The organism is Arthrobacter citreus (genome assembly GCF_038405225.1).
In the GTDB taxonomy this organism is placed as follows: Bacteria; Actinomycetota; Actinomycetes; order Actinomycetales; family Micrococcaceae; genus Arthrobacter_B; species Arthrobacter_B citreus_A.
Genome location: NZ_CP151657.1, coordinates 3,254,291 through 3,274,243, shown reverse-complemented (window position 1 = coordinate 3,274,243; position 19,953 = coordinate 3,254,291). Strand labels below are relative to the sequence as shown.

General features: G+C 66.1%; 17 protein-coding genes. 9 read left to right on the top strand and 8 right to left on the bottom strand.

The window, feature by feature from the left end; all coding sequences use genetic code 11:
* Positions 1-20: 20 nt before the first annotated feature.
* Positions 21-2,249 (bottom strand): fructose-specific PTS transporter subunit EIIC, encoded by a 2,229-nt coding sequence (locus tag AAE021_RS15125; RefSeq protein WP_342023129.1) that lies wholly within the window; start codon positions 2,247-2,249, stop codon positions 21-23.
* Positions 2,249-3,280: a 1-phosphofructokinase family hexose kinase gene (locus tag AAE021_RS15120; RefSeq protein WP_342023128.1), complete on the bottom strand. Its 1,032-nt coding sequence runs from the start codon at positions 3,278-3,280 to the stop codon at positions 2,249-2,251. Before AAE021_RS15120 ends, AAE021_RS15125 begins: the two co-directional genes overlap by 1 nt.
* 404 nt (positions 3,281-3,684) lie before the next feature.
* On the opposite strand from AAE021_RS15120, the gene AAE021_RS15115 reads away from it, so the two are divergent.
* The 3 genes from AAE021_RS15115 to AAE021_RS15105 all read left to right on the top strand — a co-directional run bounded on the left by AAE021_RS15115 (position 3,685) and on the right by AAE021_RS15105 (position 5,654).
* Entirely contained in the window at positions 3,685-4,314 is a 630-nt protein-coding gene (locus tag AAE021_RS15115; protein WP_342023127.1) for a phospholipase, read from the top strand.
* A 166-nt stretch (positions 4,315-4,480) separates the two neighbouring features.
* Positions 4,481-4,750 (top strand): GlsB/YeaQ/YmgE family stress response membrane protein, encoded by a 270-nt coding sequence (locus AAE021_RS15110; protein ID WP_152220606.1) that lies wholly within the window; start codon positions 4,481-4,483, stop codon positions 4,748-4,750.
* A gap of 160 nt (positions 4,751-4,910) precedes the next feature.
* A complete protein-coding gene (locus AAE021_RS15105) occupies positions 4,911-5,654 on the top strand; it encodes a hypothetical protein (RefSeq protein WP_342023126.1) in 744 nt (247 codons plus the stop codon).
* A gap of 72 nt (positions 5,655-5,726) precedes the next feature.
* Here AAE021_RS15105 and AAE021_RS15100 read toward each other — a convergent pair whose 3' ends face one another.
* Positions 5,727-6,983: a DUF445 domain-containing protein gene (locus tag AAE021_RS15100; protein WP_342023125.1), complete on the bottom strand. Its 1,257-nt coding sequence runs from the start codon at positions 6,981-6,983 to the stop codon at positions 5,727-5,729.
* Positions 6,984-7,234: 251 nt separating this feature from the next.
* Here AAE021_RS15100 and AAE021_RS15095 point away from each other — a divergent pair, with 251 nt between their 5' ends.
* Genes AAE021_RS15095 through AAE021_RS15085 form a run of 3 tightly spaced genes read left to right on the top strand, consistent with a single transcriptional unit; the run spans position 7,235 to position 10,004 of the window.
* Positions 7,235-9,085, top strand: a complete 1,851-nt coding sequence (locus AAE021_RS15095; protein WP_342023124.1) for a glycoside hydrolase family 15 protein — start codon at positions 7,235-7,237, stop codon at positions 9,083-9,085.
* On the top strand, positions 9,082-9,477 hold the full coding sequence (locus AAE021_RS15090; protein WP_342023123.1) for a hypothetical protein: 396 nt from the start codon (positions 9,082-9,084) through the stop codon (positions 9,475-9,477). The genes AAE021_RS15095 and AAE021_RS15090 overlap by 4 nt, the downstream gene beginning before the upstream one ends.
* Before the next feature lie 11 nt (positions 9,478-9,488).
* Positions 9,489-10,004 carry a metallophosphoesterase gene (locus tag AAE021_RS15085; RefSeq protein WP_342023122.1) on the top strand — a complete coding sequence of 172 codons (516 nt, stop codon included), beginning with the start codon at positions 9,489-9,491 and terminating at the stop codon, positions 10,002-10,004.
* Between the two features lie 52 nt (positions 10,005-10,056).
* Here AAE021_RS15085 and AAE021_RS15080 read toward each other — a convergent pair whose 3' ends face one another.
* The 4 genes from AAE021_RS15080 to pta all read right to left on the bottom strand — a co-directional run bounded on the left by AAE021_RS15080 (position 10,057) and on the right by pta (position 15,183).
* Positions 10,057-11,241, bottom strand: a complete 1,185-nt coding sequence (locus AAE021_RS15080; protein WP_342023121.1) for a zinc-dependent alcohol dehydrogenase — start codon at positions 11,239-11,241, stop codon at positions 10,057-10,059.
* 105 nt (positions 11,242-11,346) lie between these two features.
* The gene (locus tag AAE021_RS15075) at positions 11,347-11,811 is read right to left on the bottom strand and encodes a hypothetical protein (protein ID WP_342023120.1); all 465 of its coding nucleotides are present in this window, start codon (positions 11,809-11,811) and stop codon (positions 11,347-11,349) included.
* A 142-nt stretch (positions 11,812-11,953) separates the two neighbouring features.
* Positions 11,954-13,111 (bottom strand): acetate kinase, encoded by a 1,158-nt coding sequence (locus tag AAE021_RS15070; RefSeq protein WP_342023119.1) that lies wholly within the window; start codon positions 13,109-13,111, stop codon positions 11,954-11,956.
* Positions 13,111-15,183, bottom strand: coding sequence for a phosphate acetyltransferase (pta, locus tag AAE021_RS15065; RefSeq protein ID WP_342023118.1), 2,073 nt, complete (start codon positions 15,181-15,183; stop codon positions 13,111-13,113). The genes AAE021_RS15070 and pta overlap by 1 nt, the downstream gene beginning before the upstream one ends.
* Before the next feature lie 246 nt (positions 15,184-15,429).
* On the opposite strand from pta, the gene AAE021_RS15060 reads away from it, so the two are divergent.
* The 3 genes from AAE021_RS15060 to AAE021_RS15050 all read left to right on the top strand — a co-directional run bounded on the left by AAE021_RS15060 (position 15,430) and on the right by AAE021_RS15050 (position 18,376).
* Complete coding sequence (locus AAE021_RS15060; protein ID WP_342023117.1) at positions 15,430-16,980, top strand: APC family permease; 1,551 nt, start codon at positions 15,430-15,432, stop codon at positions 16,978-16,980.
* A gap of 53 nt (positions 16,981-17,033) precedes the next feature.
* On the top strand, positions 17,034-17,378 hold the full coding sequence (locus AAE021_RS15055) for a thiamine-binding protein (protein WP_342023116.1): 345 nt from the start codon (positions 17,034-17,036) through the stop codon (positions 17,376-17,378).
* A gap of 131 nt (positions 17,379-17,509) precedes the next feature.
* A complete protein-coding gene (locus AAE021_RS15050; RefSeq protein ID WP_342023115.1) occupies positions 17,510-18,376 on the top strand; it encodes a fused MFS/spermidine synthase in 867 nt (288 codons plus the stop codon).
* 113 nt (positions 18,377-18,489) lie between these two features.
* Here AAE021_RS15050 and AAE021_RS15045 read toward each other — a convergent pair whose 3' ends face one another.
* Positions 18,490-19,920 carry an NCS2 family permease gene (locus tag AAE021_RS15045; RefSeq protein WP_342023114.1) on the bottom strand — a complete coding sequence of 477 codons (1,431 nt, stop codon included), beginning with the start codon at positions 19,918-19,920 and terminating at the stop codon, positions 18,490-18,492.
* Between the last annotated feature and the right edge of the window lie 33 nt (positions 19,921-19,953).

Here is a 19,953-nt window from a genome sequence, read left to right as displayed (position 1 = left end):
CTCCGTGGATGAGCAGTGGGTTATGCAACGACAGGCTCCTCTACTCGCTTGGGTGCCGTCAGACGCTTAAGGGCAACATAGATCAATCCTGAGGCCACCATTCCCGCGAGGATAGCCACAATGAACATCAGCACGTTACCAATGGCGAAGAAGACAAAAATACCTCCATGCGGTGCCTGCGACGTGACGCCGGTGCCCATACAGATGGCACCGGCAACAGCACCACCCACCATGCAGGACGGGATAACCCGGAAGGGGTCCGCCGCGGCAAACGGAATGGCTCCTTCCGAAATGAACGCGGCTCCCAGCAGCCAGGCGGCCTTGCCGTTTTCCCGCAATGCCATGGAAAACTGCTGCTTGTCCACAACGGTGGCCAGGGCCATGCCCAGCGGCGGGACCATGCCCGCGGCCATAACCGCCGCCATGATCTGCCAGGGTGCCTGATTCTCGAAACTGCCTTCGCCGAGTCCGGCGACAGCGAAAGCGTACGCCACCTTGTTGATGGGCCCGCCAAGATCGGATCCCATCATCAGGCCCAGGACAATGCCCAGTACGATGGCGGCGGCACCGCTCAGGCCCGACAGCCAGTCGTTGAGGGCCAGGGTGAGGCCGGCGATGGGTCCGCCCAGCACCAGGATCATCAGCCCGGAAGCCACCAGCGAGGTGACCAGTGGGATGATCACCACCGGCATGAGGCCGCGAAGCCAGGACGGCACGCTCCAGCTGCCTACCCACTTGGCGACAAAACCGGCCAGCAGGCCGCCGATCAGCCCGCCGATAAACCCGGCGTCCATAAAGAGGGCGACGGCGCCGGCGGTGAAACCGGGGGCGATACCCGGCCGGTCCGCCAGCGCATAAGCGATGTAGCCGGCCAGGGCGGGCACCAGGAAGCCCAGGGACAGGTTGCCGATCTTCCAGAAAACTGCCCCGAGGTAGGTCAGCAACCCCTCTTCGCCGGGGTTGAACAGCGTGCTTCCGTCAAGGATCAGGTCGCCGGTGAGGTTCCCGTCGTCGTCGGACAGCGAGAGTTCATAGCCGCCCAGCAGGAAGCCCAGGGCAATCAGCAGTCCGCCGCCGGCAACAAACGGAATCATGTAGCTGACGCCGGTGAGCAGCGCCCGCTTCACCTGGCCGCCGAAACCCTCCCCGCCGCCGCTGCTCTGGGGATCCCGCTCCTCCCCGCCCGAGCCTCCGCCGCCTGCGACCCGGCGGGCGTTGGGATCCTTCGCCGCAGCCAGCGCTTCATCGATCATGACGCCGGGTTCGTCGATGCCCCGCTTCACGGGTCCGCTGATAACGGGCAGTCCGGCAAAGCGGCCCTTGTCCCGGACGTCGACGTCGGTCGCGAAGATGACGGCATCCGCGTTGCGGATCACCGAGGGATCCAGCGGCGTGGAACCCGCCGATCCCTGTGTCTCCACCTGCAGATCGATACCGCGCTCCGCCGCCGCGGCGGCCAGGGAGTCCGCCGCCATGTAGGTGTGGGCAATGCCGGTGGGACAGGCGGTGACGGCAACCAGTCTCCTGGTCTCCCCAGTGCCGGGTCCGCCGTCTGTTTGTTCCGCGGTCCCTGCGCCGCCTTGCCCGTCCCGGCCTCCTGCTGCGGCGGAATCGGCGGTGACTCCCGATGCCCGGGCGCCTGCAGAGTGCGCGCCGCCCGGGCCGGTGGTGGAAGGCGCCGCGCCGGCGCCAGCCGTCCCGGCCGCCCCTGCGGCTCCCGCACCCGTGCTGCCGGAGCCGGTACCTGTACCCTGGCCCGTTCCCGCTGCAGTTGCCGTCTGTGACTGCGGCACCGGCCCCAGGCCCAGTGCGCCGTCCACCAATTCGACGATTTCTTCGGGGGACTGTGCTGTCCGCAGCGCCCCGGTGAAGTTCTTCTTTATGAGGGAGCGGGCCAGCTTGGCAAGCAGCTGCAGATGCTCCTGGTCCGCGCCTTCAGGGGCGGCAATAAAGAAGACGATGTCCGCCGGTCCGTCCTTGGCGCCCCACTCCACCGGCGGGCTGATGCGCGCCATGGCCAGGGTGGGTTTGGTGACGGCAGCCGAGCGGCAGTGTGGGATGGCGATACCGCCGGGAACTCCCGTTGCGGTCTTCGCTTCACGGGCCATCGCATCCGAATAGAGATCCTCGAATCCGGTGGCGCGGCCGGCCGAGACGACTTTCTGGACCAGATGGCGGATTACCTCGGACCGTTCAGATCCCAGGTTCTGGTCCAGTGTGACCAGCTCCGGGGTGATGAGTTCAGACATTAGTCTTCCTCCTTGGTGGATGCTGCCCTGGTGGAGCTGGCGCCCGGCAACGCAACGGGACCTGCTATTTCCTTGACGGTTACGGCTCCGGTATCGGTTTGGGCGAGGGTTGGAACGGTGGTGCCCGGCAGGGAAGCCGCTGCTGCTCCGTGGGCCACGGCCTGGCGGAGGCAGTCCCTGGGCGGCGCGCCCGCTACGTCGGCCAAAAGGAAGCCCGCGAGGGAGGAATCCCCGGCGCCCACTGTCGACCGCGCCTCAACGGGCGGGCGGGTGGCCTGCCAGGCGCCGTCGGCAGTGACCAGCAGTGCGCCTTTGGGGCCAAGGGTTGCCAGGACCGCCCCCACACCCCGGGCAATCAGGGTCCTGGCCGCGGTCACCGCAAGATCGGGATCCCCTTCGAGCTCACCCTCAGTGCCGATTCCGGTGACTTCCGAGAGCTCCTCGGCATTGGGCTTGAGCAGGTCCGGGGCTGCGTTGTGCAGGAGTGCACCCAGAAGCGGAGGTCCGGAGGAATCAATGGCAATCCGCGGCGCCCGGTCGCCAAAATGCTGGCGGACGGCGTGCGCCACCAGGGCATAAAAATCCGGTGATGCGCCGGGCGGGAGGGATCCGGCGAGGACGAGCCAGGCCGCCGGGGAGCCGTCCTCCCCGGCAGCGCACGTTGCAACCAGCAGATTGATGAGGCGTTCCTGTTCCCCTGCATCGAGGGGAGGGCCCGGGACGTTGATCTTGGTGGTGGTTCCGTCCGGTTCGGTGAGCGTGATGTTGCTCCGGAGCGTTGCGGCGATGGGCATATTGGCATAACTGACCCCGGCGGTGCGCAGGCCGGCCATGACCGGATCGTTGTCGCGGCCGGGGAGGACGGCAATCGCCTGGACGCCGGAGGCCGTGAGTGCACGGCACACGTTGACGCCTTTGCCGCCGGGATCCTCGCTGATTGCCGCAGCGCGCTGGACGGCACCGCGGACCAGGGTTCCGGGCAGCTCAACTGTCCGGTCCAAGCTGGGATTGACGGTGAGGGTGACAATCATAAAAACACCATGTTGGACTCCTGGGGGGTGCTGCAGCGGTACCCGGTGCCCCGGTCGGCTGCCGGTGTCAGCTGATGTGCTGCTGCAGTGATGGAATCATTGGCCGGTGGTGCCCCGGGCGGCCGGGTCGCCGCGGTGAGGACCGTCCAAGGCGTAGGGAGCTGGGTGGGAGCTCTGGCGAAAGCTAAGGGAAGTTGAGGCATAAACACCCGGATTCTGTGGCACGCACCACATGTGGTGCGTTTCGTCCAGCGTACTTTTGGGGTCTTGGAGCTTGCAATAACAGGCGCCGGGGCGGCCATCCGCGGGGCCACATTGGCTGGCGGGGCTGCCGCTGGCCCGGCACGGGAAGTCTGGTCACCCCTCGCCCGGGCCCGGAGCGGGCGGCGGTTTAGGGTGAGTGGATGCACATCGAATCATGGTCAGCACCAGAAGACGCCCGCGCCGGGACCCATCTCCTGGTGATGCTGCACGGGTATGGCGCAGATGAAGCCGGGATGGTGCGGCTCTTTCCATCGCTTCCGGCCGGGGTTACCGGAGTTGCCGTCCGCGGCAGTTTCCCCGTGGGGGATTCCTTCGGATGGTTCCTGCTGGATCCCTACCTCAGCTCGGACACCTCCGAAGTCCTGGAGGCTGCCTCGGCACTGCTGGCCCGGGTGGACCGGATCCGCGCCGCAGGTTCCTTCACCGGAGTATCACTGCTCGGGTTTTCCCAGGGAATGGCCATGGCAACCACGCTGCTGCGGCTGCGGCCTACCGGATTCGACGCCGTCGTGGGGTTGTCCGGATTTGTGGCCGAAAATGAACTGCTGGCGATGGCCGAACCGCTGGCTCAGCCGGTTCCATACTTTTGGGGGCGGGACCGAAACGACTGGGTCATCAATGAGGATGCAATTCTCCACACGGAGAATTGGCTGCGGGAAAATACCGCGCTCACCGCGCGGACGTATCCCGGGATGGGGCACTCTATCGGCACTGAAGAGGTCCGCGACGTGGGAATCTTTCTGCGCAGATATGTAGCACCACAGCCCTGATCTGGCGCGGCAAACAATAGTCGCTAACATTGATTACCGGCGAAGAAAAATCGGCCCCGACTACTACCTAAGCATGCTTATGAAGTACAGTGGAGGAAAGCGCGGCCCACAGGTCGCTCAGTAAAACAACGAAATCATCACTCGTTCACACAGCAAGGAGTACATCATGGGTTTCATTGCTTTCCTTATTCTGGGTCTTATTGCCGGTGCAATCGCAAAGGCCATCCTTCCGGGCCGTCAGGGCGGCGGCTGGATCGCCACTCTGGTCCTCGGCGTTATCGGCGCCCTGCTCGGTGGCTGGATCGGCGGCGCTCTGTTCGGCGCTGACATCAACGAGTTCTTCTCCATCGAGACCTGGCTCGTGGCCATCATCGGCTCCCTGGTTGTTCTCGTGATCTACGGCTTCGTTACTCGCAAGAGTGGCAACCGCGCGTAGTTTCATGAGTTCCGTGCCTTGGCGCGGATCCCTGCACTAGCTGCAGGCAGCGGGGCCGGCGGATTTCCGCCGGCCCCGCTTTTTTCGTCTCAGTAACCCGTACGCTTAACCCGGCCTCACTTGCGCCGGTCTGCCAGAAAATCCGAAAAGGAGCGTTGCCGTGGGTTTTGCATCCAACCGTGCCGTCAGGGTTGCCGGAGGTGCCGTCTTTGAAAAGGACGGAACGCCAAAGGCCGGACTCCTGAGGGCGATGGAACGGGCCGTTGAGGTTCAGCGCCCCCTCGTCCTGGCCAATATCCGCAGGCTGCAGCGCAAGCATCCCCACGCCACACCGGCGGAACTGGTGTCAATCATCGAGAAGCACTACCTCGCCACGGTCACCGGCGGGGGAGCCGCTGTGGGAGCCACCGCCGTCGTACCCGCCATCGGCACCATGGCGGCCCTGGGCCTGTCCGCGGCCGCGACGGTGGGCTTCCTCGAGGCGACAGCCCTGTTCGCCCAGTCGGTGGCTGAGCTGCACGGTGTCCAGCTGGAGGAACCGGAACGCTCCCGGACCATGGTCATGGCCATCATGCTGGGCGAAGAGGGAACCGCCATGATGCAGTCCGTCGCCGGGCGCGGGGCGAAGCCCTGGGCCAGTTCGCTGGGCGGAATGCCCTCGGGTTTGATGGGCAGCGTGGGTTCGTCCATCCGCAGGCAGTTCACCAAGCGCATTGTGGCCCGCCAAGGCACCGCCATGCTGGGGCGCGCTCTTCCTCTGGGCGTTGGCGCAGTGGTGGGCGGCGCCGGCAACCACGCCATGGGCAAGGGCGTGATCAAGACGGCACGGAAGGCTTTCGGGCCGGCGCCGGACAGCATTCCCGGCGAACTCGCGGAAGACCTGCGGAAACTGCCGGACAGCTAAGCACGGACGGCTGGGCTCCGGTCGGGGATGGCCCGGGGGACTGCTTTTGACGGCGGCTGCCCCGGGCACCTCCTAGCCGAAGACGGCGTGCGCGACGGTAAAGATCACCAGGCCCGCCAGCGATCCGACCACCGTGCCGTTGATGCGGATGAACTGCAGGTCCTTGCCGACCTGGAGCTCGATCTTCTCGGACGTTTCCTGGGCGTCCCAGTGCTCCACGGTCTCCGTAATCACTGCGGCGATGTCGCTGCTGTACGTCTTGACGAGGTAGCCGGCGCCGTCCGCAATCCAGGTGTTCACCTTCGCGGCGAGTTCCGCGTCGGTGCTGAGCCTGCGGCCGAAGTCCTGCACCGCTGCCTTGAAGTTGCGCGTCAGTTCACTGTCCGGATCGTCCACCGCGGTGGTCAGGGCATTTTTGATGGTGGCCCAGGTCGAAGTGATGAGCTGCTGGACCCGGGGATCGTCAAGAACCTGTTCCTTGATGGCGTCGGCCTTGGCCATGACCTCAGGGTCCTCCTGCAGGTCCTTGGCCAGGCCCTTAAGGTAGTCATCCAGGGCGCGGCGCAGCTCGTGGTCCGGGTCATCCTGCACGGCGTTCAGGAAGCGCCGCACCTCCACCTGGACGCGGTCTCCCACCAGATCATCCACGAAGGACGGCACCCACGACGGCGAGCGCTGGGTCACCAGTTCGGATATGACATCCGGGTTGGCAGCCACCCAATCATTGATGCTGTCCACCACCAGGTTCACTAGCTGATGATGGTGCCCCTCCTCGAAGACACGCTCCGCAACGCGTCCCATGGGCGGGCCCCAGGGCGGATCCACCACATGGCGGCGGAACATGGATTCCAGGACGCTCTTGACGGCGTCGTCGTCCAGGACCCGCAGGATGCCGCGGATTGCCGCCGATCCCTCGATGGCCACCCTGGCCGCGCTTTCCGGGCGTTCCAGCCATGCTCCGGCCTTCTGCGCCAGCGCCATGGACCCGAGCTTTTGCCGGATGACCTCCTCGGAGAGGAAGTTGCTTTCCACGAACTGGCCCAGTGAGGCGCCGATCTGGTCTTTCTTCCGGGGAATGATAGCCGTGTGCGGGATCTTCACTCCCATGGGGTGCTTGAAGAGCGCCGTGACGGCGAACCAGTCCGCCAGTGCGCCCACCATGCCGCCCTCAGCCGCCGCGCGGACGTACTGCAGCCAGGGATAGCGGTCCTGCAGGGCAAAGGAAAAGACGAAGATGACCGCCAGCAGCACCAGCAGGCCGGTGGCCAGCATCTTCATGCGGCGCAGTCCGGCGGCGCGCTCGACGTCGTTCAGCAGCGGGACGCTCATGCGCCGGCTCCGCCGGTCCGGACGCGCCGGACTGGATGTGTCGAAAGTAAGGTCATGCCGCTCCTCGTGCTTATGCCGGCCCGTGTGCCCCGGCCGGTGTGCCCCGGCCGGTTCGGCGGGGCAGGAACCATCCAGCCGAATATCATCTCCAGCCAATATTGTCAGTCTGCTTGGCAGGGTGCCATCTCAGCAAACGCAGGGCACCCTGCGGCGTCCTAGGACAAGCCGCGGCAGTGTGATTGAGTGGGACGATGGCTGCCCCGATTGAGGACTATGCGCTCGTGTCGGACCTGCACACGGGTGCGCTGATTTCCCGGCGGGGGAGCATCGACTGGTTGTGCCTGCCGCGGTTTGATGCGCCGTCGGTCTTCGGGGCACTGCTGGGGACCGAGGATCAGGGACGCTGGCTGCTGGCGCCGGATGGGGAGGCCGAGGTCGTTCACCGCAGCTACCGGGACTCCACCTTTATCCTGCAGACCCGCTGGGCCACCGCAACCGGAACCGTGCTGGTCACCGAGTTCATGCCGGTGGGTGACGGGCGCGCCTCGATCGTGCGCCGGGTGCAGGGACTCAGCGGCACCGTAAACATGCGGCAGGAGCTGGAGATCCGGTTCAACTACGGCACGGTCCTCCCGTGGATGCGCCGGGATCCGTATCCCCACGGCGAACGGCTGCTCGCCATCGCCGGACCCAGCGCACTGGTGCTGCGCGGCGGCAACCTTCCCGTGGCCGAGGACCACCGGCACGTGGGCAGGTTTAGTGTGGCGGCCGGGGAGCAGGTGGATCTGGAGCTGACGTGGTACCGCTCCCACTCGGACGCCCCCGCGCTGACCGACATTGATGCTGCGCTGGAGTCCACTGCCGCGTACTGGGAGGGGTGGGCCTCGCACTGCCAGCCCGCTCCCCGGTACGAATCTGCGGTCCAGCGTTCCCTGCTGGTGCTGCGCGCGCTGACGCATGAGTCTACGGGCGGCATTGTTGCGGCGCCCACCACATCCCTTCCGGAAGTGGCCGGCGGGGAACGCAACTGGGACTACCGCTACTGCTGGCTGCGGGATGCGGCGCTGACGCTGGAAGCCATGCTGGGGCACGGGTACGCGGATGAAGCCCTCCAATGGCGTAACTGGCTGCTCCGTGCGGTTGCCGGAGACCCGGAGGACCTGCAGATCATGTACGCCGTGGACGGCGCGCGTGACCTGCCAGAGCGCATCCTGACGCAGTTCTCCGGGTATGGGGGAGCCGTTCCCGTCCGGGTGGGAAACCGGGCGGTCAGCCAATACCAGGCCGACGTCGTGGGGGAAGTGATGGTGGCGCTCGCCAAGCTGCGTGAGAACGGGGTGGCCGAGGACCACTTCTCCTGGCCGCTGCAGCGTGCCCTGATGTCCTTCCTGGAGCGGCATCTGGAGGATAAGGACCACGGCATTTGGGAAATGCGCGGGGAACCGCAGCACTTTACGCATTCCCGGGTCATGATGTGGGCTGCCTTTGACCGCGCGGCCACCGCAGCCCGGACGTACGGCCTGGACGGGCCGGTGGAATTATGGGACGCGCTGCGGGACGGACTGCGCGAGGAGATCCTGAACCGGGGCTACAACCCCGAGCTCGGGTCCTTCACGCAGTATTACGGCGGCCCCGAGGTGGACGCGGCCCTCCTGCAGCTGCCGCAGGTCGGTTTCCTGCCGTATGACGACGAGCGCATGCTCGGCACGGTGGCGCGGCTGGAAAAGGACCTGCTGACCGAATCCGGCCTGCTGCTGCGCTACGCCACCCACACCGGCGTGGACGGCCTCCCCACCGGAGAAAACCCCTTCCTTGCCTGCAGCTTCTGGCTGGTGGAGCAGTACGCCGCCACCGGCCGGACCGAGGAGGCCAGCGCACTCATGGACCAGCTGGTGGGCTACTCCAATGAACTGGGCCTGCTGAGCGAGGAGTACGATCCGGTAAACAACACCATGGCCGGTAACTTTCCCCAGGCTTTTTCCCACCTCGCCCTGGTCCGCGCCGCCGATGCCCTCAACAACTTCGATGGCGGGGACCGGCCGGCGGAGCAAACGTCCTCCGAGCGCCCCGGCGCATACTCCACCAGTGAAAGAAGCACATGAACCGCCAGTTCCTCTCCGCGGCCGCAATGGCCTCCCTGCTGACCGTCAGCGCCGTCAATCACTTCCGCAACCCGAAGTTCTACAACGCCGTGGTGCCCCGGAGTATCAGCACGGACACCGGGGGCGCTCTGGGCGTGATGACGCGTCGGCAATGGACGCACCTGAGCGGGGGCCTGGAACTCGCCGCTGCGGCGGGTCTGCTGCTGCCGGCCACCCGCCGCGCTGCGGCCACGGCAACCGCACTGATGTACGTGGCGTTCATCGCCGGACACGTCAGCGCCCTGCAGCGCGCCTTCGGGCCGCGGGGATCCGATCAGCAGAAGATGATTCACCTGGCCCGGCTGCCGCTGCAGCTTCCCCTGATCCGGTGGGCCTGGAGCCTGCGCCGGTAGGGGCTGGATACATGTCCACCCAACTGCTGGTCCTCTCCGATACCCATCTTCCCAAGCGTGCGCGGGAGCTGCCCGAGCCGCTGTGGCAGGACATTGAAGCGGCCGACGCCGTCGTGCACGCCGGCGACTGGGTCAGTGAGGATTCACTCGATGAGATGCTGCGCCGCTCCCGCCGGCTGATCGCCTGCTACGGCAACAACGACGGCGGCGCCCTGCCGGACCGGCTGCCCCTGGTGGCGACGGCAACCATCGAGCAGGTCCGCCTGGCCGTCATTCATGAAACAGGCCCGGCAACCGGCCGGGAGCGCCGCATGGACGAGCGGTTTCCGGACACCGACCTGCTGGTGTTTGGACACAGCCACATCCCGTGGGACACGGTGACGCCGCGCGGCCTGCGGCTGCTGAACCCCGGCTCGCCGACTGACCGCCGCCGGCAGCCGTTCTGCACCTACCTGCGCGTCACGGTGGACGGCGCAACCGTCGACTCCGAACTGGTGCGGCTCCCGCCGCGGAATTCCACCGCTTAAACGGCCACTGCCCCGCCATCCGGAGAGGGACGGCGGGGCAGCTGAGGGATGCTTAGTTGCTGCCGGGCTGGAAAACGACCTTGATGCAGCCGTCTTCCTTCTTCTGGAACTTCTCGTACAGCTCCGGAGCCTCATCCAGGTTGGCCTGGTGGGTCACCAGGTTGGTGACACCCAGCGGGTCGGAGGGGTCCTCCACCAGCGGCATCAGGTCGTCGGTCCAGCGCTTGACGTTGCACTGGCCCATCCGCAGGTTCAGCTGCTTGTCGAACATGGCCATCAGGTTCATCGGGTCGGCCGTGCCGCCGTAAACCCCGCTAAGGGACACGGTGCCGCCGCGGCGGACGGCGTCGAGTGCTCCGTGCAGGGCCGAAAGGCGGTCCGTGCCGGCGGTTTCCATGGCCTTTTGGGCCAGCTTGTCCGGGAGCAGGCCGACGACGGTCTGGGCGGCCTTGCCGGAGGGGGAGCCATGGGCTTCCATGCCGACGGCGTCCACGACCGAGTCCGGGCCGCGGCCGTCGGTCATCTCACGCAGCTCATCCGCGACGTCCTGATGCAGGTCCAGCACCTCGACGCCGTACTGCGCAGCGAGGGCTCGGCGCTCCGGAACCGGCTCCACGCCGATCACGCGGTAACCGAGGTGGGTGCCGATGCGGGCAGCGAACTGGCCCACCGGTCCCAGGCCGTAGACGGCGAGGGTGCCGCCGTCGGGCACATTGGCGTACTGCACGCCCTGCCAGGCGGTGGGAAGGATGTCGGAGAGGAACAGGTAGCGGTGATCCGGGAGTTCGGTGCCAACCTTGATGGGGTTGTAGTCGGCCAGCGGAACCCGCAGGTACTCGGCCTGGCCGCCGGGAACGGAGCCGTACAGCTCGGAGAAGCCGAAGAGCGCGGCGCCGGAGCCCTTCTCCCGGACCTGCGTGACCTCGCACTGGGTCTGCAGGCCCTGACGGCACATGTAGCAGCTGCCGCAGGCGATCTGGAAGGGAATGACCACGCGGTCACCCTTCTTGAGGGTGGTCACGGCCGAGCCGACCTCTTCGACGATGCCCATGGTTTCGTGCCCAAGGATGTCGCCCGGCTTCATGTACGGCATCAGCACCCCGTAGAGGTGGAGGTCCGACCCGCAGACGGCAGTGGAGGTGACGCGGATGATGGCGTCAGTGGGTTCCTGGATGACCGGATCCGGGACTTGCTCGACGCTGACGGAGTTTTTTCCCTGCCAAGTAACTGCTTTCACGTGCGGTCCTCCTGCTAATTGCTTTTGGGTGCTTGAAAGTGCGTTCACCCATTGTCGCAAATAGTAAGGGTACTGACAAAATGCCCGGGAGTTCCGCGCGTCCGGTTAGGGTTTCCGCGGCAGGAAGCCGTTCCGGCCCGTCAATATCCGCGGATCCCGCCGGGTGATCAGTTCGGCGGCTTCCTCGTTGGTCAGTGCCTGGCCCGTGGAACGCATACCTGCTGGGGCGGGAACTGCCGGCTCCGGACCGAGGCGGCACACGGGAAGTTCCGGGGGGACGAGGATTTCGACCGGTATCGGCCCGCTGCCGGACTGCACCGCGGGGTCCGCGCCCTCATGAAGCAGCGCCAGGGCCTCGCGTTCCACATGAACGGCCCGGAGCAGGTTCACGCTCACTGCGGCACCCAGGGTTCCGGTGTGGGTCAGAATGTTCATCAGTGTGGAGCAGGTGGCCGACGTGAGGCAACCCCGCACCTCGAGGCAGGCAAGCCGCAGTTGGGTGTCAATCCGGACCAGAACCCGGAGCGTGTGGTCAGAGGACGGGTGTTCCCGTGAGGCGATGCTTTCCATGGGATTCTCCGCACGCAATTAGCAGGCGGCATTTGCTTAACCGGGTATCTGACCGTAACGGAAAAGTGGGAGCAATGTCAGCCCCTCCAGCGGATACGTGTCAGGTACCCGGTGTCATCCCGGCGTTTCCCCGGAATGGGGATCAACTGCCGGCCGCCCCGGCTGGAGCAGCGAAGTCCCGCGCCACCGTTTCGGCGGTCGCTTCGGCAATCGCTTCCTCTTCATCGGTGGGCACCACCAGTACGGGAATGGCTGAATCCGCCGTGCTGATCAGGCGTGCTTCGGATCCGCGTTTCCGGTTCGCCTCGGGGTCCAGGGTGATTCCCAGGGCGCCCAGCCGGTTCACGGTCAGTTCCCGGAACTCCCAGGCGTTTTCGCCAATGCCGGCCGTGAAGACCAGCGCCTGGGCCCCTCCGACGGCCACGTGGTACGCGCCGATGTACTTGGCCAGCCGGTAGGACGCGACGTTCAGCGCCAGTGTGGCTGCTTCATCCCCGCCGGCGGCTGCCTCCACCAGCGTCCGCATGTCCGAGGCGGCGCCCAGGGCGAGGAGCCCGGACTCCCGGTTCAGCAGATCGTCCAAGGTGTCCGCGTCGTATCCTTCGCGGAGCAGGAACACCAGGATGGACGGGTCCACGTCGCCGCTGCGGGTGCCCATGACCAGTCCCTCCAGCGGCGTGAAGCCCATCGAGGTGTCGATGCTCCTGCCGCCCTGGATGGCCGCCACCGACGCGCCGTTGCCCAGATGGGCGATGACGGCGTCGAACTCCCCGGGCTCAATGCCCAGAAAACGGGCCGCGGCCGGCGCCACGTAGCCGTAGCTGGTCCCGTGGAACCCGTAGCGGCGGATGCCGTACCTGCGGTACAGGCTGTTCGGCAGGGCGTAGCGCCATGCCTGCTCGGGCAGCGTCCGGTGGAAGGCGGTGTCGAAAACCGCCACCTGAGGAATCTTGGGCCATTTATCGTGGACGGCGCGGATGCCGCGGGCGCTCGCGGGATTATGCAGCGGGGCAAGGGGGCTCAGCCGTTCGATCGACCGGACAATTTCATTGTTGACCAGGACGGGTTCGCTGAAGCGTTCCCCGCCGTGAACCACCCGGTGCCCGACGGCGTCGATGCTGCGGCCGCCGAGGACGTCGGGCAGGCGGCGGCTCAGTTCCTCGAGGGCGGCTCCGTGGTCCGGCACGGCATCCTCGCCAATGCGGTCGATGATGCCCTTGGCGAGGAGCTCGCCGTTTGCGGTGTCCCGGACCTGGTACTTCAGGGACGAGGAACCGGAATTAATGACGAGTACCAGCATCAGCCCTCCTGGGCCTGGACCGCGGTGATGGCCACGGTGTTGACAATGTCTTCGACGGTACAGCCGCGGGAGAGGTCATTGACCGGTTTCCGCAGCCCCTGCAGGATGGGCCCCACCGCCACGGCGCCGGCGGATTGCTGGACCGCCTTGTACGTGTTGTTCCCGGTGTTGAGGTCCGGAAAGATGAAGACGGTTGCATGTCCGGCCACGTCCGAGCCGGGCAGCTTCGAAGCCGCGGTGGTCGCGTCCACCGCGGCGTCATACTGAATGGGGCCTTCCACCGGCAGATCGGGCCGCCGGCTGCGGACCAGTTCCGTGGCCTCACGGACCGTTTCCACGGACTCGCCGTGCCCCGAGGCGCCCGTCGAATAGGAGAGCATCGCCACCCGCGGCGTCACGCCAAACCGGGACGCGGTGTCCGCCGAGGCCAGGGCAATGTCCGCCAGCTGCTTGGCGTCCGGTTCGGGATTCACCGCGCAGTCGCCGTAAACCAGCACCCGGTCCTCAAGCAGCATGAGGAAGACCGAGGAGACGATGTCCACCCCCTCTTTCGTGCGGATGAATTCCAGCGCCGGGCGGATGGTGTTGGCTGTGGTGTGCGCGGCGCCGGAGACCATTCCGTCCACGCGCCCCAGGTGCACCATCATGGTTCCGAAGTATGCGCCGTGAAGCATACGTTCCTGGGCGTCGTCGAACGTGACGCCCTTCTTGGCCCGCAGTACCGCGTACTCACGGGCGAAATCGTCCCGCAGCGCGCTGGTGGCCGGATTGATGATGGTGGTGCCGCTGAGGTCGATGCCCTCACTGGCCGCCAACTCCCGCACTTCTCCTTCGGGCCCGAGCAGGGTGAGCGAGCAGACGTCCCTGCGGTGCAGGATTTCCGCCGCCCTCAGGACCCGCGTGTCCAGTCCCTCGGGAAGGACGATGTGCTTCCGCTGTGCCCGGGCACGCACGATCAGCTGGTTCAGGAAACGGAGCGGGGTGATTTTCTCCGGCCGGGGAAGCTCCAGCCGTTCCAGGAGCTCATTTTCGTCCACGTGCCGGGTCCAGACGCCCAGGGCGGCCGCGACCTTGCGCCGCTGGCCGGAGGAGATCTCCCCGCGCACGCGGCTGACCTGCCGGGCAGCCGAGTAGGTGTCGACGTCGACGGCGAACACCGGAAACGGCGCCTGGGACAGCAGCGCCAAGATTCCGGGATCGATGGGCAGGCCGCCGGTAAGGAGCATGCCGCTGGGTACCGGGAATTCCGGCGAAACAGCGGAGGCCAGCGCGGCCACCATGACGTCGGCCCGGTCGCTGGGGGCAATCACCAGGTTGCCGTGGTCCAGCTGGGAGATGAAGTTGCCCACCGTCATGGCGGCGACCTTGATGCCGACGACGTCTCGTTCCAGTGATGCGCTGCCGGCCAGCTGCCGCGCGTTAAGGGCCCTGGCCACTTCGGACATGGAGGGTTGGGAAATCTCGTTCAGCTCGGGCATCACGTACACCGGCCGGCCGGATGCCCCCGGGCGCACGGCGGCCCTGATCTCATCCACGGCCTCCGGTTCCGCCCGGTTGACCATCATGGCGAGAAGGTCGCAGTGTGCGTCGTGCAGCTCCCGCCGGGCCACGTCCACTGCATCAGCCGTTTCCGGCACTGTCATCTCCCGTGCGTTGACGACCGCCAGCACCACGGCGCCCAGGTTATTGGCGAGGCGGGCGTTCAGGATAAATTCCAGGGCGACGTCGTGCCCGGAAAGGTCCGAGCCCTCGATAATCACCACATCACAGTGGGCGGCCACTTCGTTGTAGATCGTCAGGCACCGGGAATCGACCTCGCCGCGCTCACCGGCCACGAGCAGGGAGCGGACTTCGCGGCGGGTGAGTCCGCCCCGGCTGGTTTCGGCGGTGAGGTTGAACTTGCGCTGCATGAGCCGCACCATGGGGTCCTGCGCCGGTTCGGAGCCTTCCACGATGGGTCGGAAGAACCCCACGCGGTCGGCGTGACGGAGCAGCATGTCGGCAAGACCGAGGGTGACAAGGGATTTGCCGGACCCCGGGGTCATGGCGCTGACATAGATTCCGCGTGCCATGGTTGTTGTCCGATCTCTGGGGTTGGGGCCAATGCCGTGTCCTAAGACACATCCTCATCTTCCCAAAGGCATTGATCGGTGGCTAGCTGACAGGCGGCAGCAGCCGCTGAACCGGCCTCCCGCCGCTGCGGCCGGACTGCAGCGTCTCACTATGTGGGATTAAACTGGAGGGAGCCCGGCCGCGATCCAGGCAGAGGCCTAGGATTGGTCGGTTAGTTTTGACGAATACCAGAGGCAAGGACCACCGTGAGTCTCTTCAGAACAAAGCCCATTGAGGATTCCCTTGCGGACGCAGATGAGCCCGGCCGCAGGCTTAAGCGCACCCTGACGACGTGGGACCTCATGATCATGGGTGTCGCCGTTGCTGTGGGTGCGGGAATTTTCTCCGTGGGAGCGAAGGCCGCGGCCAACTTCTCCGGCCCCGCCGTCACGCTCTCGTTTGTCCTAGCAGCCGTCACGTGCGCATTGGCGATCATGTGTTACGCCGAATTCGCCACTGCCATTCCGGTGGCTGGCTCCGCCTACGTGTTCACCTACGCGACCATGGGTGAGCTGGTGGCATGGATCATTGGCTGGAACCTGATCCTGGAACTGTTCACGGCTGCGGCAGTGATTGCCAAGTACTGGGGCATTTACCTCAGTGAGGTGTTCAGCCTGCTGGGGCTGGACGTTCCGGCCACCCTTGACCTGGGCCCGGTGGACCTGACCTGGGGACCGCTGCTGATTGTGTCGCTCTTCACGGTTCTGCTCGTCATGGGAACCAAGCTCTCCGCCCAGGTGGGCAACGTGTTCACCCTGATCAAGATCGGCGTTGTGCTGTTCGTGATCGTTGCCGGCTTCTTCTACGTGAAGGCCGAGAACTATACGCCGTTCATTCCGGATTCCGTTCCCACCGAGTCGCTGGGCACTGAGGGCGTCCTGCAGCAGTCGCTGTTCTCCTTCATGACCGGCGCCGCCCCGGCCCAGTACGGCATGCTGGGGGTCTTCGCCGGCGCGGCGATCGTCTTCTTTGCCTTCATCGGCTTCGACGTCGTGGCCACCTCCGCCGAGGAAGTAAAAAACCCGGGCAAGACCCTGCCCCGCGGCATCTTTGCCGGACTGGCCGTGGTCACCCTGCTGTACATCGGTGTCTCCCTGGCCCTGACCGGAATGGTTCCCTACACCGAACTGGCCGCCGTCGAATCTCCGAACCTCGCCACCGCCTTCTCCCTTGTGGGAAACCCCTGGGCGGCGCAGGTGATCGCAGTCGGCTCCCTGATTGGCCTCACCACGGTGATCATGGTCCTGCTGATGGGCCTGGCCCGCGTGGTCCTGGCGATGAGCCGCGACGGGCTGCTGCCGCGCTCGCTCTCCCGCACCAGCGACAAGCACGCCACTCCGGCCCGCCTGCAGATCCTGTGCGGAACGCTCGTGGCGCTGGTGGCCGGGTTCACCCAGGTGGACGTCCTTGAGGAAATGATCAACATTGGCACCCTGTCCGCGTTTGTGGTCGTCAGCGCCGGCGTCCTGGTCCTGCGCCGCAAGCGGCCGGACCTCAAGCCCGCCTTCCGTGTGCCTTTCGGTCCGGTCCTCCCGGTTCTCTCGGCCCTGCTGTGCGTCTACCTGATGACCAACCTGGCCGTGGAAACCTGGATCTACTTCGCGGGATGGCTGCTGATCGGATTCCTGCTGTACTTCGCGTACGGCCAGCGCCACTCCCGCCTGAATGACAAATTCGCGGACCTGCGCACGGCTGAGCGGGCCGAGCGCGCCGCCAGGCTCGAACGCGAACAGCAGCTGCCGACGCCGGAAGCCTAGCCGTCCTGCCACCGCTGCCTTGAGTTTTCCGGAGGCGGTGGCAGACTGGCAGCATGCTTGTTGCCTTCTCCGTAGCTCCGTCCGGCATTGGTCCGGATTCCCCCGCCGGTCCCGGAACGGCTGACGCCTCGGTGCACGACGCCGTCGCGGCCGCCGTCCGGATAGTCCGCGAATCCGGTCTGCCCAACCACACCGATGCCATGTTCACCACGCTGGAGGGTGAGTGGGATGAGGTCATGGATGTCATCCGGCGCGCCACTGAGGCGGTGGGCCGCTACGGCAGCCGGGTGTCCCTGGTGCTGAAGGCGGACATCCGGCCGGGCCACTCGGGCGAGCTGACCGGCAAGGTGGAACGCCTGGAAGCTGCCCTGGAGCGGTCGGGCACGCCGGAGGAGTGACTCCCCGGTCCTGGCTCTCTGGCCGGAAGCCGGGCGGACGGCGCTTAAACTGAAGGTATGACCCCCACGCTCAGCCGCACCCCGGCCGCCCGCACCGCCAGGAATGTCCGGACGCTCCGGACGGTGGCCTGATGGGCAGGCAGCGGCCGGGCAAGGGACCCGCGGCCGTGGATCCCGCCGGCACACCTGAAGCCGGACCGGTGGCCGGAACCTTCCCCATTGACACCGGTACCTGTGAGCTTTTGCCGGACCAGTTCAATCCCCACGGCTGGATCCTCAAGGTCAACGGCGTGCACAGCTCGCACATCGACCTGGCCGATCCCCGCCAGCTCGACTTTGAGTACATGCGCTGGATCGCTGCCCTGGTGGACACCCATTGGGAACCAGCTTCGAAGCTGCGCGCGCTGCATCTGGGTGGCGCCGCCTGTTCCATGGCCCGGTACTTTGCCGCCGGCTACCCCAACGCCCGGCAGGTGGTTGTGGAACTGGACGGGCGGCTGGCCGAGCTGGTGCGCGCATGGTTTGACCTGCCCCGCGCACCCCAGATGCGGCTGCGGGTGGGGGAGGCCCGGGAAGTCACCCAAACCCTGCATGAGGACAGCCGGGACCTGATCATCCGTGATGTCTTTGCGGGGGCCAAAACGCCGCAGGCCCTGACCACCCTGGAGTTCACGGCCGAGGCGGCCCGCGTCCTGGCACCCGGCGGGCTGTACATCATGAACTGTGGAGACACTCCGGATCTGAAGGGTGCACGGCGCGAAGCCGCGGCAGTGTGCTCGGTGTTTGCGCACACCGCCATTGTTGCCGATCCCGCCATGCTCAAGGGCCGGCGGTACGGCAACATGATCATTGCCGGCAGTGACCTGCCCTTTGCCGGGCATCCTTCGCTGCCGCGGACCCTGCTGGGCGGCGGAGTTCCCGCCCATTTGTGGGATGACGCCAAGGTCCGGGCCTTTGCCGCAGGGACGCATCCGCTCACCGACGCCCAGGCGGCATGAGCCGATCCGGACCAGACCCCGGTTCCGCAGGCACCAAAAGCCGTCCGAAGCGCAGTGCTTCGGACGGCTTTTTTGCTGTGCCGGTCATGCTCAGGCCATAACCTGAACCGTGCCTAGACGCCGAGGGCTGAGGAAATTGCCCCCACGGAGAAGAACAGCACGAAGGCTGCGGCGACAACCCACATCAGCGGGTGTACTTCCTTGCCGCGGCCCTGGAAGAGACGGATCAGGGCGAAGGTGATGAAGCCGGCACCGAGGCCGTTGGCGATCGAGTACGTGAACGGCATCAGGGCGATCGTCAGGAAGGCAGGAATGGCGATACCGATGTCGTTCCAGTCGATCTTGCCGACCTGGGACACCATGAGGTAACCCACAACCACCAGCGCCGGGGCCACGGCCTCAAACGGCACCAGATAGATCAGCGGGGTCAGGAACATGGCCACGATGAACAGCAGGCCGGTAACCACCGACGCCAGGCCGGTCCGGGCGCCCTCGGCAATGCCGGATCCGGACTCCACATAGATCTGGTTGGACGAGACGCCGGCTGCACCGCCGACAACGGCACCGGCGGCATCGACCAGGAGCACGCGGTCCACGTTCGGAATGTTGCCGTCCTTGTCGATGGATCCGGCCGAAGTGGCCAGCCCCACCATGGTGCCCATGGCGTCGAAGAAGATGCTCAGCAGGATCACGAAGGCCAGCAGGGATGCGGCGACGACGCCGAGGGTTTGGAAGGATCCAAAGACACTGACCTGCCCCAGCAGGGAGAGATCGGGTGCCGCCCATTCGGGCATGCTCGGGGTAACCAGCGACCAACCGGTGGCCACGCCGGCACCCTGGGATCCCGGGGATGCCACCGTTTCGATGATCACGGAGAGGATGGTGGAAGCGACGATGCCAATGAGGATCGCACCACGAACGTTGCGGGCCAGCAGTCCGATCGTGAGGACCAGTCCGAAGACGAAGACCAGGCTGGGCCAGCCCAGCAGCTGGCCTCCGACGCCCAGTTCCAGCGGAACGGTGGTGCCCGCCTCATCGGGTATCCGGCGGATGAAGCCGGCGTTGACGAACCCGAGCATGGCAATAAAGAGGCCAATGCCCGCCACGATGGCTGTCTTCAGGCTGGCGGGAACCGCCTTGAAGACCGCGGTCCGGAATCCGGTGAGCACCAGGATGAACATGGTGACGCCGGAAAGGAGGATCAGGCCCATGACGTCAGGCCAGGTCAGGCCCGGATTGGTGGCAACGGTCGCGGCAACAAAGGCGTTAACGCCCAGGCCGGTGGCCATGGCAAAAGGATGCTTGGCCCAGGCGCCCATGATGACGGTCAGCACTCCGGCAACGAGTGCGGTGGCGGCAGCGACGGCAGGCGCTGACAGCGTGTTGCCTACCCCGTCCTCTCCGCCGAGAATCAGCGGGTTCAGCACAACGATGTAGCTCATGGCGAAGAACGTGGCCAGGCCACCCCTTACTTCGCGGGAGACGGACGAACCCCTCTTCGAGATTTCAAAATACCGGTCCAGCTTTGAACCTTGTTTGAGCATGACTTTCCTCTGAGTGGGTGATGGCTAGGTAGG

Bases quoted from the DNA above. Each gene is read 5' to 3' on its own strand.
- AAE021_RS15125 (WP_342023129.1), bottom strand. From the start codon at position 2,249: ATGTCTGAACTCATCACCCCGGAGCTGGTCACACTGGACCAGAACCTG.
- AAE021_RS15120 (WP_342023128.1), bottom strand. From the start codon at position 3,280: ATGATTGTCACCCTCACCGTCAATCCCAGCTTGGACCGGACAGTTGAG.
- AAE021_RS15115 (WP_342023127.1), top strand. From the start codon at position 3,685: ATGCACATCGAATCATGGTCAGCACCAGAAGACGCCCGCGCCGGGACC.
- AAE021_RS15110 (WP_152220606.1), top strand. From the start codon at position 4,481: ATGGGTTTCATTGCTTTCCTTATTCTGGGTCTTATTGCCGGTGCAATC.
- AAE021_RS15100 (WP_342023125.1), bottom strand. From the start codon at position 6,983: ATGAGCGTCCCGCTGCTGAACGACGTCGAGCGCGCCGCCGGACTGCGC.
- AAE021_RS15095 (WP_342023124.1), top strand. From the start codon at position 7,235: ATGGCTGCCCCGATTGAGGACTATGCGCTCGTGTCGGACCTGCACACG.
- AAE021_RS15090 (WP_342023123.1), top strand. From the start codon at position 9,082: ATGAACCGCCAGTTCCTCTCCGCGGCCGCAATGGCCTCCCTGCTGACC.
- AAE021_RS15085 (WP_342023122.1), top strand. From the start codon at position 9,489: ATGTCCACCCAACTGCTGGTCCTCTCCGATACCCATCTTCCCAAGCGT.
- AAE021_RS15075 (WP_342023120.1), bottom strand. From the start codon at position 11,811: ATGGAAAGCATCGCCTCACGGGAACACCCGTCCTCTGACCACACGCTC.
- AAE021_RS15070 (WP_342023119.1), bottom strand. From the start codon at position 13,111: ATGCTGGTACTCGTCATTAATTCCGGTTCCTCGTCCCTGAAGTACCAG.
- pta (WP_342023118.1), bottom strand. From the start codon at position 15,183: ATGGCACGCGGAATCTATGTCAGCGCCATGACCCCGGGGTCCGGCAAA.
- AAE021_RS15055 (WP_342023116.1), top strand. From the start codon at position 17,034: ATGCTTGTTGCCTTCTCCGTAGCTCCGTCCGGCATTGGTCCGGATTCC.
- AAE021_RS15050 (WP_342023115.1), top strand. From the start codon at position 17,510: ATGGGCAGGCAGCGGCCGGGCAAGGGACCCGCGGCCGTGGATCCCGCC.
- AAE021_RS15045 (WP_342023114.1), bottom strand. From the start codon at position 19,920: ATGCTCAAACAAGGTTCAAAGCTGGACCGGTATTTTGAAATCTCGAAG.